The 15,399-nt window shown below is 43.1% G+C and carries 13 protein-coding genes and 1 riboswitch; of the genes, 2 read left to right on the top strand and 11 right to left on the bottom strand.

What is annotated here, in order from left to right; all coding sequences use genetic code 11:
• From ACZ42W_RS09545 to ACZ42W_RS09495, 11 genes are all read right to left on the bottom strand, one after another.
• Positions 1-1,167: a 2-hydroxyacyl-CoA dehydratase subunit D gene (locus ACZ42W_RS09545; RefSeq protein ID WP_464170282.1), complete on the bottom strand. Its 1,167-nt coding sequence runs from the start codon at positions 1,165-1,167 to the stop codon at positions 1-3.
• A gap of 82 nt (positions 1,168-1,249) precedes the next feature.
• Positions 1,250-2,011 (bottom strand): ATP-binding protein, encoded by a 762-nt coding sequence (locus ACZ42W_RS09540; protein ID WP_464170280.1) that lies wholly within the window; start codon positions 2,009-2,011, stop codon positions 1,250-1,252.
• 72 nt (positions 2,012-2,083) lie between these two features.
• Positions 2,084-2,890, bottom strand: a complete 807-nt coding sequence (locus ACZ42W_RS09535) for an enoyl-CoA hydratase/isomerase family protein (protein WP_464170278.1) — start codon at positions 2,888-2,890, stop codon at positions 2,084-2,086.
• A gap of 42 nt (positions 2,891-2,932) precedes the next feature.
• Entirely contained in the window at positions 2,933-4,000 is a 1,068-nt protein-coding gene (locus ACZ42W_RS09530) for an alcohol dehydrogenase catalytic domain-containing protein (RefSeq protein WP_464170276.1), read from the bottom strand.
• Between the two features lie 52 nt (positions 4,001-4,052).
• Positions 4,053-5,210, bottom strand: a complete 1,158-nt coding sequence (locus ACZ42W_RS09525) for an acyl-CoA dehydrogenase family protein (RefSeq protein ID WP_464170274.1) — start codon at positions 5,208-5,210, stop codon at positions 4,053-4,055.
• A 134-nt stretch (positions 5,211-5,344) separates the two neighbouring features.
• Positions 5,345-5,638 carry a ferredoxin family protein gene (locus ACZ42W_RS09520; RefSeq protein ID WP_464170272.1) on the bottom strand — a complete coding sequence of 98 codons (294 nt, stop codon included), beginning with the start codon at positions 5,636-5,638 and terminating at the stop codon, positions 5,345-5,347.
• Positions 5,635-6,924: an FAD-dependent oxidoreductase gene (locus ACZ42W_RS09515; RefSeq protein ID WP_464170270.1), complete on the bottom strand. Its 1,290-nt coding sequence runs from the start codon at positions 6,922-6,924 to the stop codon at positions 5,635-5,637. Before ACZ42W_RS09515 ends, ACZ42W_RS09520 begins: the two co-directional genes overlap by 4 nt.
• A gap of 28 nt (positions 6,925-6,952) precedes the next feature.
• Positions 6,953-7,855: an electron transfer flavoprotein subunit alpha/FixB family protein gene (locus ACZ42W_RS09510; protein WP_464170268.1), complete on the bottom strand. Its 903-nt coding sequence runs from the start codon at positions 7,853-7,855 to the stop codon at positions 6,953-6,955.
• Positions 7,855-8,622 carry an electron transfer flavoprotein subunit beta/FixA family protein gene (locus ACZ42W_RS09505; protein ID WP_464170266.1) on the bottom strand — a complete coding sequence of 256 codons (768 nt, stop codon included), beginning with the start codon at positions 8,620-8,622 and terminating at the stop codon, positions 7,855-7,857. Before ACZ42W_RS09505 ends, ACZ42W_RS09510 begins: the two co-directional genes overlap by 1 nt.
• Before the next feature lie 396 nt (positions 8,623-9,018).
• Positions 9,019-10,935 (bottom strand): sigma-54 interaction domain-containing protein, encoded by a 1,917-nt coding sequence (locus ACZ42W_RS09500; RefSeq protein ID WP_464170264.1) that lies wholly within the window; start codon positions 10,933-10,935, stop codon positions 9,019-9,021.
• Between the two features lie 208 nt (positions 10,936-11,143).
• Positions 11,144-11,224, bottom strand: a complete 81-nt coding sequence (locus ACZ42W_RS09495) for a hypothetical protein (protein WP_464170934.1) — start codon at positions 11,222-11,224, stop codon at positions 11,144-11,146.
• Between the two features lie 56 nt (positions 11,225-11,280).
• A riboswitch (TPP riboswitch) is annotated at positions 11,281-11,384 on the top strand.
• A gap of 327 nt (positions 11,385-11,711) precedes the next feature.
• Between ACZ42W_RS09495 and thiC the strand changes: the two genes are divergently transcribed.
• Both thiC and ACZ42W_RS09485 read left to right on the top strand, forming a co-directional pair.
• Positions 11,712-12,983: a phosphomethylpyrimidine synthase ThiC gene (gene thiC / locus ACZ42W_RS09490; protein WP_464170262.1), complete on the top strand. Its 1,272-nt coding sequence runs from the start codon at positions 11,712-11,714 to the stop codon at positions 12,981-12,983.
• A gap of 213 nt (positions 12,984-13,196) precedes the next feature.
• Positions 13,197-15,284, top strand: a complete 2,088-nt coding sequence (locus ACZ42W_RS09485) for a thioredoxin domain-containing protein (protein ID WP_464170259.1) — start codon at positions 13,197-13,199, stop codon at positions 15,282-15,284.
• Positions 15,285-15,399 lie beyond the last annotated feature (115 nt).

The raw sequence follows: 15,399 nt of genomic DNA, 5'->3' as shown, positions 1-15,399 counted from the left end.
CTATTTTACCAACTTTTCAGTCAGTCTCTTATTTGCAATACTTTCGATAAAGGCCTGTACTCTGGTTCTCATTTGGCCTTCGCCGCTCAGAGCATATTCTCTTTCGATTCTTACACAAGGAATGTCTTTATCTTCAAGAATCTTCAAGGTTTTAAGTTTTTCATATCCCCACATGTCACAGAACTTCAAGGTTTCAAAGATAATCCCGTCAGCCTTGTATTCTTCAAGATAATGCTCAGCACGGTCAGCACGGAATTCCATTTTTTCCATCATTCTCGGACATTCATTGGATTCCAGACAATACAGTGCCAGATTCATAAATACGTCGCCTTCTTCCGGAATCATTTCCATACCCGGAAGTGAACCGAAGCAGAAGCGGTCAGCAACCACAACGCAGTTCTGACTTTCAATCAATTCGATGTAAGCCGGATTGTCACAAATAGATCCCATAATCATAAGTCTTGCTTTTGCTTCTACGCCTTCACGCTCTTGCAAGGCAGTCTTTAATTTCTTCAGCGGCTCAATCAGCATATCCTTTGGTGCAGTTTTGCATGCGGTATAAACCTTATGCCATTCGGAACCGGTAATCTTCGGTTTGTCAAGTTTTCTGAGATCAGATATTTCCTTCAAAAGCTTGTTGAACTCGTTGTGTTCACGAATCGCTTTTCTAATGTTTTCTTCGCTCATCTCAATGCCGTATGTGGTTTCCATAAGCCCGGCAAGTTTTTTAAGATCCGCAACTAAAGCTTGTACATTGCTATCGAATACTTTACGGGGAACGTCAACCAGATAATAAACAAACTTTTCATCGCCTTTGAGTTTCTGCAGCTTGTAGTTATGAGCAGTTCTCTGAATCTGAACACAGCAAGCAGCAAATACCATGCCCTGCATGAAATCATACTGGTCATCCAAAGCAGCCTCTAAAAGGCTTCGAGAATAAGAGCACGTAAATGATGACATGTAAAAAGTTGCCAGTTCAGTACTGGTTGTTTGCGGTGCTCTCAATCGTACCGGGAAGGCTTTTCCTACTGACAGCAGCGCTTCAGGAGCAGTATAACAGTTGTATGCAATTGGAATTCTTCCGTCCTTGACGGCTTTCTCTACCAGCGCATTTTTGGGGGTAGCTAATAAATCCTCAAAGAACGCCAGCTCCTTTAGACTTTCCATATCTTTACACCACCTATTATTTCATTGGTTTTACCCCAGATCCAAGAATTGATAAAATTACGGATATACTCGTTTTGATGTCTTAGAGAACACCAAACTTTAGCAAGATTTCTTTGATCTTCTGACTGGACTGACCGGATGGAAGCTCCAGCAGCGGTCGGTCTTGAATATCGTATTGGCGAATTAAATCATCGTCCAACATCGCTCCCAGCAATTCTAAATTGCCTAAATCAACCAATTCCTTTTCACTGGGTTCTTTTAAGCGGTTAAGGATTACCCCTGCCCGCTCATATTTCATTACGCCGCTGCTTGCTACCTGATCAATAGTTCTTATGACATTGATCCCTTTGAAGCTGCAATCTGAAACCAGTAAAAGATGGCTTACTTCCTCCATTACTCGTCTGTTGACCTGTTCAATACCCGCTTCACCATCAATGATTACATAATCGAATTTCATTACCATGGCTTCGATTATCGTTTTCAGGTAATTATTAACGCGACAGTAGCAGCCATCCGTTTCCGGACGTCCAATAGCCAAGAAGGCATAGCCATCTTTTTCAATCATCGCTTCAAAGACCTGGTAATCCATTTGCGCCAGGATCGACTTCATATCCTGCTGATCCATTTTGCTCCTGGCAATGACTTCGTTTCTAATATCCGTTACGGTTTTTCCCACCTTAACGCCCAGAGCACTGGCAAATCCAACTGCGGGATCCGCATCAATAGCCAATATTCTCTGCTTGCCTTCGGTAATCAGGACCTTGGTTATTAAAGCCGATATTGATGTTTTTCCTACCCCTCCTTTCCCACATACTGCAATAACTTTAGGCCGTTCAGCTGCCATATGAACCAATCTCCTTCACCATGTTTTGGATGACTGTTATATAAGGGAATCTGATAAATAACATCAACCTGGCTAGATGCCTTTGTACTCTGGCTTACGCTGTTGTGCAATCGCGATATTGGTTTCTTTGAAGTCTTCACTGAGTGAACCCATGCACAAATAATCTGCCTCAACCTGGAAATAGGTGTCCATGGTATAATCGTGTAAACGATTGGAGATCTGTTTGGTATGATTTATCCCCACCGGGGATTTGGATGCAATCTTGGCGGCCAGGGCTACGGCTTCTTCATAGGTCTTGTCGGCGGGAACAACTTTATACACCAATCCCATGTCCAGCGCTGCCTTTGCGCCTACAGGTTCGGCAGTCATAGCCATTACTTTGGCCTTCATGGGGCCTATCAATCTTTGCAGAGCCCAAAGACCACCGGTATCAGGGGATAATGCATAATCAGTAAATATTTCTAGGAAATATGCGTTTTCGGAAGCTATAACGATATCACTGGAAAGTAGCAAGTTACACCCTCCACCAATACAACCCGCGTCAGCGATGCCGATAATCGGCTTGCTGATGGTATACATCTTCTTAATCATATCGCCGACAACATGCATAATTTTGCGACCTTCTCTAAGGTCCTTGGCCAATTTGCCACGAATAACTGTGATGTCGCCAGGTCCAAATGACCATTCTCCGGTGCCTTTGAAAATGATTACCCGCACCTCATTGTCCCAGTTTGCGGTATCAAAAGCCTGAGTTAATTCGTCTACCAACTGTTCATTAATTCTGTTTTTATTCTCTTCACAATCCAGGGTGATGGTGGCAATCGCACCATTTTTTTCATACTTTACAACATGGTCATAACTTTTTTCATATGAATACATTAAAAGTCACTCCTTCAATTTTTTTAATTTGATTTCTTTTAATTAGTTTTCATAAGGGGTTATAAGCCACTTGATACAACCATCTTTACTGTTACCAAAGACATCCAAACCTTCCATGATATCGTTAAGAGGTTTCTTATGGGTCATTATAAACTTGGTATCAATTACACCGGTCTTAATCAATTCCAGCATTTCCGGTACACCTTCACATTTATGAATTCCAAATTTCAGCTCCTGGCCTTTTAGAATCATTTCGTTCATCGGCATAAGAATGTGCTGGTCACCGAAATAGGAAATGGTGGATATAATGCCTCCTGGTCTGGTAATAGCCGCTGACATGGCCATGGTTTGTGCAGTAGCTGCAGTTTCTATCGTTGCATTTACCCCTAAACCGCCAGTAGCTGATTTAATAATCTGGCCTACATCATCCTTGGTGGGATTAATACCCAGATTTGCAACGCCTGCATTTAGAGCAGCATCTACCCGGCTCTGATTTATATCGATAACAATTACTTGTTGGACCCCTAGCATCTTTTTAGCTAACAGGCAGGTGCATAGACCTACTGGTCCAGCACCAATTACGGCCAAAGTTTGTTCTGCAGTAAGCTGAGCATTCTGGATTCCAAACCATGCTGTTCCCAGCATATCAGGAAGCAAAATCATATCTTCTTCGCTCAGTCCAGCGGGAATAGCTATCAACTGTCCGGGCAAATCCGCAAAAGGAACTCGTACATATTCCGTGAAAGCCCCATCAAGGGTAGCGCCAAAAATTCCGCCTTTTATACAGGCTGAGCGAATTCCCATCTTACACATAATGCATTCACCACAAGATGCACCGGGTTTAACTACGTACCTGTCTCCAGGTTTAACGCTTTTAACTGCCGAACCAATTTCGACAACCTCAATACAAAATTCATGGCCCACAGTCCTTGGGTAGGTTGCGTTGGGATTTTCCCCCCGGATTAAATGAATATCACTGGTACATAGAGCAGCCAGGGTCACTTTACCGATGATATCGGTAGCCTCTACGATCTGAGGAACGGCGACATCCATAAGTTCATACTTATTAGGTTCTAAATAAACGAGGGCCTTCATTGTATTCTGTTTCATCATCACCCCTCCCCTCAGTTATCCATTATGCTTTGTTTACAGTTTCTAAAGTTTAAACCATCTTGCTCTTAATCATCATCGAAATTTGTTCATTTAAGGCCTCAACGGATGCCCCACCGATCGCCATCATTTTAGCGTCACGCCAGAAGCGTTCCAAACCAGTTTCAGTGATTGTGCCAACACCACCGAGGAGCTGAATGGCTTCATTGGCTACATATTCCGATACTTCGTAGCCTTTGCCTTTTAACATACGTCCTTCTGCCAGGCAGGGGTGACCAGCATCTCTTTTTGCTGCTGAACTGTACACCAAAGCTCGGAGTGATTCAATCTCTGTGTACATCTTAACCAGTTTATGACGGGTAAGCTGGAAGCGGTCAAACATGCTCTGTCCGCACTGAACTCTTTCAAGGCTATAGTTCAGGGCCATTTCATAGCAAGCTTCCGCCATCCCGAGGCCTACTGGTCCACAGCTCAGGAACTCGTCGGTGGAACTGTAAAACATGGCCATCATCCCACCATGCAGAGGTCCAATCAGAGCATCTTTAGGAACACGGCAGTTTTTGAAGGAGATGCCGCCGGTAGCAGATCCATGCCAACCCAGTTTGTGTTCATGTTTGCCGATTTCCAGCCCAGGTGTACCGGCATCAACGACAAAAACGCTCATCCCTGATCTCGTCACAGGATCAACCTTTTCTCCGGTAACCGTGAGAATAACATAGGCATCTGCTACACCAATGTTGCTGATCAAAACTTTGGAGCCATTTATAACCCACTCATCGCCATCCTGAATTGCTCGGGTAGTGTATTCAACCTGATTAGAACCGCCAACACCTTCGGTGGAACCGCAGGCCAGAATTATATCTCCGGTTGCAGCAGGTGCTAGGTATTTCTTTTTCTGCTCAGGGGTTCCCAGCATGTTGATCAGGCCACCAGCCAAACAGCTATGTGCAGTCATAGCAACGGTCAGAACGGGCATACTCTTGGCGATTTCTTCACAAACCAAACACAATGTAGTGAAATCTCCTCCAAGTCCACCGAATTCTTCAGGAATCGTTATCCCTAGGAATCCAAGTTCACCTGCTCTTTTGAAAAGCTTCGTGGGAAATTCATGAGTTTTTTCGACTTCCATTGCCATCGGTTTAACTTCTCTTTCCACAAACTCTTTGGCGATGTTATGCATCAGTTCTCTTTCTTCATTCATATACCACATACTAAAACCTCCTAATAAAAATTTACCGTTATTTATAGCCTGGGTATTCAATTCGGTTTATTCAGCCATCCTATCCCTCCCTTCATTACGGGTTACTCCATGTTACAATGATTGAATTTTAACTTCTGGTTATTCTAACCATGCCGGAAACTAACCCCAAAGGTACCACGAGGATATTCCCATTTCACGATTCCCTTTTTATTACACATTACCCGACAGGTTCCGCATTCCAAACATCCGGCGCAGTCAAAACTTATATCACCGTTTTTATCTAGTTTGTAAAGAACGGCCGGGCATACCACTAAACAAGGCTTTTCTTTACATCGGGCACATAGGGTCTTATCCAGAACGATATGGGGTTCTTGCTCATCTACGTTAAATTTATTTAGGCTTAAAAGTTCAGACGCGGTCATTTTTTCAATCGTCATACGGCCTTAAACCCCCTTATACCGTCTTTGAATAGCTGCCATAGTGATAAACCGTTAGCTTTCATAAGTTTTGGAACAGACTTCTTCATACTATTCGGTACTTGGCCATCAACAGTAAAGAGTTGTCCGAATACATCGGCAGCCAAATTCGGGTAGTTTTTGTGTAGCGTGGGAAGCTCCAACAAATCCTTATAGCCGGCAACTGCTTTCATACTGGGCAGGATCGTGCAATTCAATTCGTTAATATATGCCGGACCCACTTTTGAGCTGTCTTCTTCGCCAATCATCGCCTTTGCGGCAGCAAGACCGCTTAGGATGGCCAAATCGATACCCCGGATCGTGGCCCCGGTATTGATTACAAAGCCCGCCGCCTCGCCTATTACTAAGAGACCTTCACGGTAGAGACTTTTTGGCAGGCCCTGATAACCTGCTTCACTGACTAAATGCGCCCCGTATTCAACCGTTTCTCCGCCTTCAATCAAAGGATAAATGGCCGGGTGCATTTTGAAGTCTTGGAAGATTTCATGGATAGACTTGCCTTGCTTAGCCAGTTCTCCCGGAAAAAAAACTGCACCAAGTGAAATACTCTCTTTATTGGTATAAAGGAATCCTCCCCCAGGAATTCCTTCGGTACAACCCATAACCAACCGGGCGGTACCCTCATCTTCTTTGAGATTAAACCGTTCCTCTATGGTCTTGGACGGCAGTTCGATAATCTCTTTTACACCAATACCTACTTCATGGGGTGATAATTCTTGGACGAGACCGGCTTTTCGGGCGATAATTGAATTTACCCCGTCTGCCGCAACGATAACATCGGCAAACATTTCGTCCTCACCGGCAATTACCCCGACAACTTTGCCGTCGTGTACAATCAGGTCATCTACTTTAACGCCGCATGCCACCATGGCACCCATTTCTTCTGCTTTGCCGGCAAACCATTCATCAAACTTAGCGCGCAGAATCGTATAAGACTGGGGAACATTATCTTTTTGGTTGAAATCCGGATTAAAGTAATCGATGTTGATTGCCTTGTCGCGGCTAATCATCATAATCTGTTCATGGGTAACTTTCCGTTCCAGAGCGGCATCTTCACTTAACCCTTGATCAACCATTTCCAATGCATAATTGTATAATCTACCCCCGGTAACATTTTTCGCGCCCGGAGTATCTGAACGCTCTATCACCAGCACATTTTTACCTGCTTTGGCCAAGGTATAGGCGCAGGCAGAGCCGGCGGGTCCCGCACCGATAATGATAGCGTCAAATTTTTCTATCTCGCTCAACGTTTCTCAACACCTTAATTTTCAAATTCTATTTCAATGCCTCAGTTAGGAGAGGCACGATCTCGTACATGTCCCCAACTATTCCATAATCGGCAGATCTGAAAATTGGGGCTTTTTCGTTATTATTGATAGCAACGATAAATTTTGCATCTCTTACCCCGAATATATGCTGAACCTGTCCGGATACACCCATGGACAGATAGAGCTGGGGTTTGATCACCGCTCCTGAAATCCCTAGATACTGTTCTATCGGCAGCCAGTGTCTTTCTTCAGCAATTCCTCTGGTACAACCTAACTCGGCATTCATGGCTGCGGCTAGTTCTTTGGCCATCTGAATATCCTCTTCTTTATCCAGGCCCATACCAACACATACCACATTACTGGCTTGCTTAAGGTCTACTCCATCCTTCACAATAGGCGTGGTTTCTACGAGGCTGACCCGGTTGTCGGCGGCCACACTTACGGTTTCTATGGCTGCTGTTCCTGCCTGGGGTTCGAATTTTCCTGCGGCTACAGTCACTACGCTTAACCCGAAAATCTCTTCACTTTGAACTACGGCTCCTCCGTACATTATTCTCTCGGCGCTTAATTTTCCGTTTTCATAGCGAACACTGAATACGTCACTGACCATTGGGCAATCAAGGTATCCGGCTGTTTTTGCGGCGATATCTCTGCCTCTTGCAGTAGCTCCCACTACAAATAATTGAGCAGCTTGCTTTGTAAGAAAATCGGCCAGCGCTTGTCCATAATTTTCTACTAGAGGGCTTTCTCCTTGCAGGAAATAGATCTTATCGGCTCCCTTTGAGGCTAATTCATTGGCGTCGGTCTGGCTGAAGCAGATTACGTTGGCTTCCTGGCCGCTTTCTTTGGCAAAACCTATGATTTCTGCGGCGATGTCCAATTTGTCACTATATACATAAATACCCGGCATTACAGAACACACTCCTTTCTTAAAGCTGCAGCTAGCGCTTTTACTTTATCTGCGGTCTCACCTTCATTGAAGATTATGTTTTTGCGATTCATGAAATAGCCTTTTACGGCGGTAACCTGGGTCTGGGGTTTTAAATCTATCCCTAAATCAGCGGTTGAATATTCGGTAACGGGCTTTTTCCCAGCTGCCATCACTGCTTTTAGTCCGGGAATGGCAGGATTGTTTGCTTCAGGCAGAATTGCTACCACGGCTGGGAGTTCTACTTTTACGGTCTCTAAACTATCTTCGAGTTTTCTGACTGCGGTTAAGCTATTATCGTTGAATTCCATTTTTATAACGGAAGTAATTACGGGCAGATTCAATACTGCGCCGATGCGTGGTGCGGTTTGACGGGCATAGGTATCGCTGGCACCTTCAGCACAGAAGATAACGCTGTAATCCCCAATTTTTTTAATGGCAGCGGCCAGGGCTTTGGCGGTTGCGGCTCCGTCTACAGTAGCTGCTTCTTCGCTGTTTACCCAGTAAGCTTCTTCGGATCCCCGGGACAGAACGTCTTTTAATGACTGTTTGGCTCTGGCCGTTCCGAAAGTCAGGCTTACGGCTTTGCCGCCTATCGTGCTGGCAGTTTGTACAGCTGCTTCGATGGCATTTTTGTCGTAATTACTTATTTTTCCTTTGGCTTTCTTGGTATCCACTGACAGGTCTGGATTGATTATGATGTCGGCTTCATCTGCTACCCATTTGTAACAGGCGATGATTTTGGACATATACTTGGTGCCCCCTTTAAAATTATTACTGCGATTTGTATCTGCCTTAGTGCTGACAATCAACCTTTATTTTCATGAACAGCATCTACATTGCAATGTAAGTGCAAAAAGTGTGCCAACCTATGGATGCTATTTATCAAAATATGGTTCGCTCCCTTATTTCCCATAAAAAAGCCATTATGGACGATTTATTTAATTTGTGGACTTGATTTTTTGCAGGAAGAATAAACGACTTTTGTCTTTATTTCAGTCAAACTGTAGTTTGGATAATCGTTCACTTAATATCTATTGCATCTATTCCGTGCATACTTAGGGACAGATTTGGCACAAAAAAAAGGCTATAGCCTTTTCAGGCATAGCCTCAGAGTATCAATAAAGTCAGCGCGAGTATCGGTTCTAATGCGGGATGTTTAGTTTTTCCAGCTTTTGATAAAGAGTAGACCGGGCCATGGACAGTTCCTCAGCAGTCTTCGTGATATTGCCCTTGTTCTTGGTCAATACTTCTTGTATTGCCATTTTTTCATATTCCTTAAGAATATCATTACCTTCTGAACGTGGTTTACCTTCCCGGATATGCTCTGGCAGACATTCTTCATTAATTTCCTCGCCGTCAGCATAAATAATCGCTCTTTCAAGAACATTTTTCAGTTCCCGAACATTGCCGGGCCAGTTGTATTTTTTCATACATTCCATAGCTTCGGGCGTAATTTTCATATCAACTGTACTACCATGTTCTAACATGAATTGTTTGACAAGATAATCGCTTAACACAGGCAAATCAGCGATCCGGTCCCGCAAAGAAGGCATGGTAATTTCAATCACATTAAGCCGATAGTAAAGATCTTCTCTGAATTTGCCTTCCTTAACCTGTTTATATAGGTTTTGGTTGGTGGCAGCAATGATACGCAAGTCAACTTTTTTGGGCTCAGTTCCGCCTACCCGGGTAACAGTTTTATCCTGCAGGCATCTTAAAAGACTTACTTGCATGTCTAATGGCATTTCACCGATTTCATCAAGAAATAGGGTACCTCCATTAGCGATTTCAAAATTACCGGGTTTACCCCCTTTTCTGGCGCCGGTAAAAGTACCGTCCTCATAACCGAAAAGCTCACTCTGCAATAATTCTTTGTTAAAAGCGCCACAGTTTACGGCAACAAAGGGACCCTGGGGACGACTGGCACTATGGATAGCCCTAACCACTAATTCTTTACCGGTGCCGCTTTCTCCCTCAACCAGGATATTGGCTGAATAATTTGCTACTTTAGCAGCTATATTCTTGACGATCCGAATAGGACTAGTGTCACCGATTAAATCATCAAATCTATAATACTGATCAATGTTAGTATTAACCGCAGATTTTTTGGATATAAACTGCTTATTGCTAAATTTTATTAATATCAGTGGATTACCTATATAATCACAAATAATGCTTTTTTTCATCACGACATGGTGACTTCTGTCTTTGACACGGACATATACATTATTAAACACATTAAAACCTTTAGTGACTGAATAAAGCGTATTATAATCCACATCTCCAACTAAATAATCACAAACTTTTCTTCCTATAAGTAATTCCCGTTTTAACCCTAAAAAACTAGACGTCTCTTGATTGGCATTCATAATAACCCCATATTCATTAATTGCAATCACGGGCTCAGGAATCTCTTCAAGTAACATGCTTATATTCTCATGCGCAAAATACTCAAATACCAACTTCGAGCTAATTAACTGGGAACCAATTTTAACGATGGGTACAATCGATGAAACATTTTCTATTTCGCAAACAATTCCCAAACCTCCGGCAATACTATTATCATAATTTAAAATCGGGTTCCCAATCGTATGCCAATTTCCAGCCTCGGGATATAAGTGTTCGTAGCCATAAACCTCTAAAACTTTCTTCTCATGGGTAGAAATATCAATGGCATTACTGCAAGCATATAATTCATTACAGCGATCCCCCACGGGAATTGCTTCATTACCTCTGTAAACGATTTCGATTATTAATCCCTCGGCATTCATAAGAAAAACTGCATATTTTGATTTTATTGATTTGCTTAGAATGTCAATAATGCTATTAATTACCTGCTTGGAGTTGGTTTTCAATCGTTCATTCACGACCCGTTTCAGGAGTTGATCTTCTTCTGAGAATGGTACAATAGGTACGCATATGTTTTCGTGTCGGCATCTGATCCATGATGTATATTCATCTAATCGGGGTAAGCCCTTGTTAAATGTTCCTGTATCTGCAAACATATTCCATACATGGACTAATTCTTCGTAAGATGTAGTGCAAAGATCATAGTTCATTGAAAAGCCCCCCCTACTAAGAACGCCTTACATTGATTATACTATTTTATACGGGAATGTAAATATTTTGTGTAAATGGAAATTCTACTTAAAAGATAATATAGTTAATAAATTATTGATTATTTTTGGTATTAACTACTTGCTTCAAATCGTCAAAATCTAAAACCATACCATAATTTGTATCACCTGGTTGATCTTGAATCGGTCCTTATATCCCAACCAGTAGTTTATAAGTATGTCCGTAAATATTTTTACATTGACGACGGTGACCTTCGAGTTTATGAGCCACATCAAAGGTATATTTACAAACTAAGCTTAACGTTATATACTAAACAAAACTTCATTTGAATGTGCTAGGGGTGCCACGGTGGCTGAGAAAGAGCTATTACTCTTATCCCTTTGAACCTGATCTGGTTAATACCAGCGTAGGGAAGCAAATCGTATAGACAGGGCTATTTCCTAACAAGACTTAGCTAATTGAAACGAACAGCTTACCTAAAGGGTAAGTTGTTTTTTTATTTCAACCATACACCTTCACATTTAAACACAAGTTATATTTTTACTTTAAGGGTGGATTCCCTATGGATCTTTCGAACTCGACAAACCTAAAGAAGAATGCGGAGTATTTGGGGTCATCGGAACAATACACGACGTTTAAAAATCAACAACTTCCTTAAAGAAACTTGCGTTCAATAGCTAGAATACTTAGCCCCGCCGAAGAGGAGAATCCAATGTTCTCTATAAAACAAGACAAAATAAATGGAGGTATTTACACTATGACTACACAAATGGCTGCTGCCAAACGAGGCGAAATCACCGAAGCAATGAAAATCGTTGCCCAAAAGGAAAATTTATCATCTGAAATTATACGTTCACGTGTTGCTCAAGGTACGGTCGTCATTCCGGCAAACCGTAACCACCGAAGCTTAAGTCCCGAAGGGATTGGTCAAGGTCTAAAGACCAAGATTAATGTCAATCTGGGAATATCAAAGGATTGCGCTAATATCGACCTGGAACTAGATAAGGTTCAAAAAGCGATTGACATGAAGGCAGAAGCAATTATGGATCTAAGCAACTATGGCAAAACCACAGAATTCCGCCAACGTGTGATAGACATGTCCCCTGTCATGATTGGCACGGTTCCGATGTACGATGCCATCGGCTTTCTAGATAAAAAACTTGAAGATATCACACCAGAAGAGTTTTTAAGTGTCGTTGAAAAACATGCCCGTGATGGTGTAGACTTCATGACAATACACGCTGGACTTAATCGTCAAACTGTAACCCATTTTAAAAGGAACAAGCGTATTACTCATATAGTTTCTCGTGGAGGCTCCCTCTTATTTGCTTGGATGGAGCTTAACAACAGGGAGAATCCGTTTTACGAGTATTTTGACGATGTCCTGGATATCTGTGCAAAACATGATGTGACATTAAGCTTAGGGGACGCCTGTCGCCCAGGCTGCCTTGCAGATGCAACTGACCCATCTCAAATAGAGGAATTAATTGTGCTGGGCGAACTCACCCTACGTGCTTGGGAAAAAAACGTTCAGGTCATGATTGAGGGCCCTGGCCATGTACCCCTTAACGAAATACAGGCGAATGTATTATTGGAAAAGAAATTATGCCATAACGCCCCCTTCTATGTCTTAGGCCCATTGGTCACAGATATAGCACCTGGCTATGATCACATTACAAGTGCTATTGGCGGAGCGATTGCTGGTGCTGCCGGGGCAGATTTCCTATGTTACGTCACTCCTGCAGAGCATCTTCGCCTACCAACCTTAGACGATATGCGAGAAGGCATAATAGCTTCGAAGATTGCTGCACATGCCGCCGATATCGCTAAAGGCATCCCCGGAGCTATCGAGTGGGATAGAGCTATGAGTCAGGCCAGACAAGCGCTGGACTGGACGACAATGTTTAATTTAGCCCTCGACCGTGAAAAGGCAGAGCGTTATCGTAAAGAATCCTCACCTACCCATGAAGATAGTTGTACTATGTGTGGAGAAATGTGCTCTATGAGACTTATGAACCGCATTCTATAATAGATTTTGTCCATCGTCGGTTCCAAGCTAACATACATCTAGTAGAACAGAGGACACTATATGTACTAGTGTGATTTCTATGGAGCCGAACTATGGTCTCAACGTGCCCTATCCATGGGAACATATGCCATGAAGAAACCTCCAATGATTCAACAAATAAATGTCCCTCATATTGACATACTAAAACTAAATGTATTTAAATTTGGAGGTCCTGTGGTGAATACTATCAAACAACCTAATCGACTAATAAACGAAAAAAGCCCTTACCTTTTACAACATGCCTATAACCCAGTAGACTGGCATCCTTGGGATGAAAAAGCGTTCGCTAAAGCTAAAAGGGAAAATAAACCAATCTTTCTAAGCATCGGCTATTCCACGTGTCACTGGTGCCATGTCATGGAGAGAGAGTCCTTCGAAGATTCTGAAGTGGCCGTGCTCCTCAACCGTTACTTTATCTCTATTAAAGTGGACCGGGAAGAGCGTCCAGATATCGACCATATCTATATGGAATTCTGTCAAGCACTAACCGGTTCTGGGGGGTGGCCACTTACGATTCTTATGACTCCTGAGAAAAAGCCCTTTTACACGGGGACCTACTTTCCTAAGCAAAGGCGTTACGGACGAGCCGGTTTAATGGATATCTTAAGCCAGATCGGTGAACTCTGGAAATCAGACGAAAAGAAAATCCGCAAGTCTGCAGATGAGATCTTTAATACGATAACCTCTCATAAGGAAGAAGTTCGCCTGCAGCCACTCACCTCTCCTACAGAGAATGATTTTGAGGCTTGGGCAAGAGAAATCCTTCAGACTGCCTATCAGACCTTTTCGAAGACCTTTGATCGTCATTATGGAGGATTTGGTCGTGCCCCGAAGTTCCCCTCACCACACAATCTCACTTTTCTCCTCCGCTATGCACAGGACCATTCCGATGAAAAAGCTGCTAAGATGGTGCGAACTACCCTTGACATGATGGGCAAAGGTGGAATCTATGACCATATAGGCTATGGCTTCGCTCGTTACAGTACCGATGAGAAGTGGCTTGTACCTCATTTTGAAAAAATGCTCTACGATAACGCCTTACTTGCCATCGCTTATCTTGAAAGTTACCAATATCAACACCAACCTCAGGATAAATTAAAAGCACAAGAGATTTTCTCTTACATTCTTCGGGATATGACCTCTCCTAAAGGAGGTTTCTACTCAGCAGAAGATGCTGACTCTGAAGGAATCGAAGGTAAATTCTATGTCTGGTCTCCGAAGGAGATTCAAGACATACTCGGAGCGGAGCATGGAGATCTATACTGCCGGGCCTATGATATTACCGAAGTAGGTAACTTTGAAGGAAAGAACATTCCCAATCTCCTCCCCGCAAATTGGGACACCCTTGCAAGCAGTACGGGGCTATCCCTTGATTCTTTAAAACAACAACTTGAAGAATCTCGTCAGAAGCTATTCCTCGCCCGAGATAAACGGATTCACCCGCACAAAGATGATAAGATTCTCACTTCGTGGAATGGATTGATGATTGCAGCACTTGCAAAAGGTGCCCAAATCTTAGCCGATCCAAGCTATGCTGAAGCAGCAGAAAAAGCAGTTAGCTTTATCAGCAACACTCTATATACCAAGAAACGTCTATTGGCCCGGTATCGGGACGGTGAAGCAGCTCATTTAGGATATCTTGACGACTATGCTTTCCTAATCTGGGGATTGCTTGAACTCTACATGGCGACAGGAAAACTACAACATTTAGAATTCGCTCTAACCTTACAAGAAGAGCAAGAAAAGCTCTTTCTTGATGCGGAATCGGGTGGCTACTTCCTTACAGGCTCAGATGCTGAAGAGCTTCTTATCCGTCCCAGAGAGATTTATGACGGCGCACTCCCTTCTGGAAACTCCGTATCTGCTCTAAATCTTCTTCGCTTTGCTCGTCTCACAGGAGATAATCACTGGGAGAAACGAGCTGAAGAACAACTCTTTGCTTTCCGCTCCAATCTATCTGATCACCCCTCCGGATATACGGCCTTCTTACAGGCACTCCAATTCGCACTGAATCAGAGCAATGAAATCATCCTCACGGGTGATCTGTTGCATTCCGACCTGCCAGAGATGAAAAAGATCTTTTTCTCGGCCTTTCGTCCCTACTCAACCCTTCTCTATCAGGAGGGAACGTTGAGTCGCCTCATTCCCTGGGTCAAGGATTATCCCGTCGAATCGGACAAGATAACCGCCTATGTCTGTGAGAACTTCTCTTGTCACAAACCTGTCCATACACCTTCTGAGTTTTCTTCACTTTTAGGCTAGAAGCACTAGAAAGATGGAGTAACTAAATATCAGGTGCGAAGTGAGTTTTTATTTCATCTGTGTTGAGATACTCTTATTCAGTGGCTATGCAACACAGAGACTTCCGCTTAAGTAG

The sequence above is a fragment of the Desulfitobacterium elongatum genome (assembly GCF_055378975.1).
Note: the sequence above shows the minus strand (reverse complement) of the source record. Positions and strands in the feature narration are given on the sequence as shown.

Excerpts from the sequence above, each read along its gene's own strand:
- ACZ42W_RS09545 (WP_464170282.1), bottom strand. The coding sequence starts at position 1,167 with ATGGAAAGTCTAAAGGAGCTGGCGTTCTTTGAGGATTTATTAGCTACC.
- ACZ42W_RS09540 (WP_464170280.1), bottom strand. The coding sequence starts at position 2,011 with ATGGCAGCTGAACGGCCTAAAGTTATTGCAGTATGTGGGAAAGGAGGG.
- ACZ42W_RS09535 (WP_464170278.1), bottom strand. The coding sequence starts at position 2,890 with ATGTATTCATATGAAAAAAGTTATGACCATGTTGTAAAGTATGAAAAA.
- ACZ42W_RS09530 (WP_464170276.1), bottom strand. The coding sequence starts at position 4,000 with ATGAAACAGAATACAATGAAGGCCCTCGTTTATTTAGAACCTAATAAG.
- ACZ42W_RS09525 (WP_464170274.1), bottom strand. The coding sequence starts at position 5,210 with ATGTGGTATATGAATGAAGAAAGAGAACTGATGCATAACATCGCCAAA.
- ACZ42W_RS09520 (WP_464170272.1), bottom strand. The coding sequence starts at position 5,638 with ATGACGATTGAAAAAATGACCGCGTCTGAACTTTTAAGCCTAAATAAA.
- ACZ42W_RS09510 (WP_464170268.1), bottom strand. The coding sequence starts at position 7,855 with ATGCCGGGTATTTATGTATATAGTGACAAATTGGACATCGCCGCAGAA.
- ACZ42W_RS09505 (WP_464170266.1), bottom strand. The coding sequence starts at position 8,622 with ATGTCCAAAATCATCGCCTGTTACAAATGGGTAGCAGATGAAGCCGAC.
- ACZ42W_RS09500 (WP_464170264.1), bottom strand. The coding sequence starts at position 10,935 with ATGAACTATGATCTTTGCACTACATCTTACGAAGAATTAGTCCATGTA.
- thiC (WP_464170262.1), top strand. The coding sequence starts at position 11,712 with ATGACTACACAAATGGCTGCTGCCAAACGAGGCGAAATCACCGAAGCA.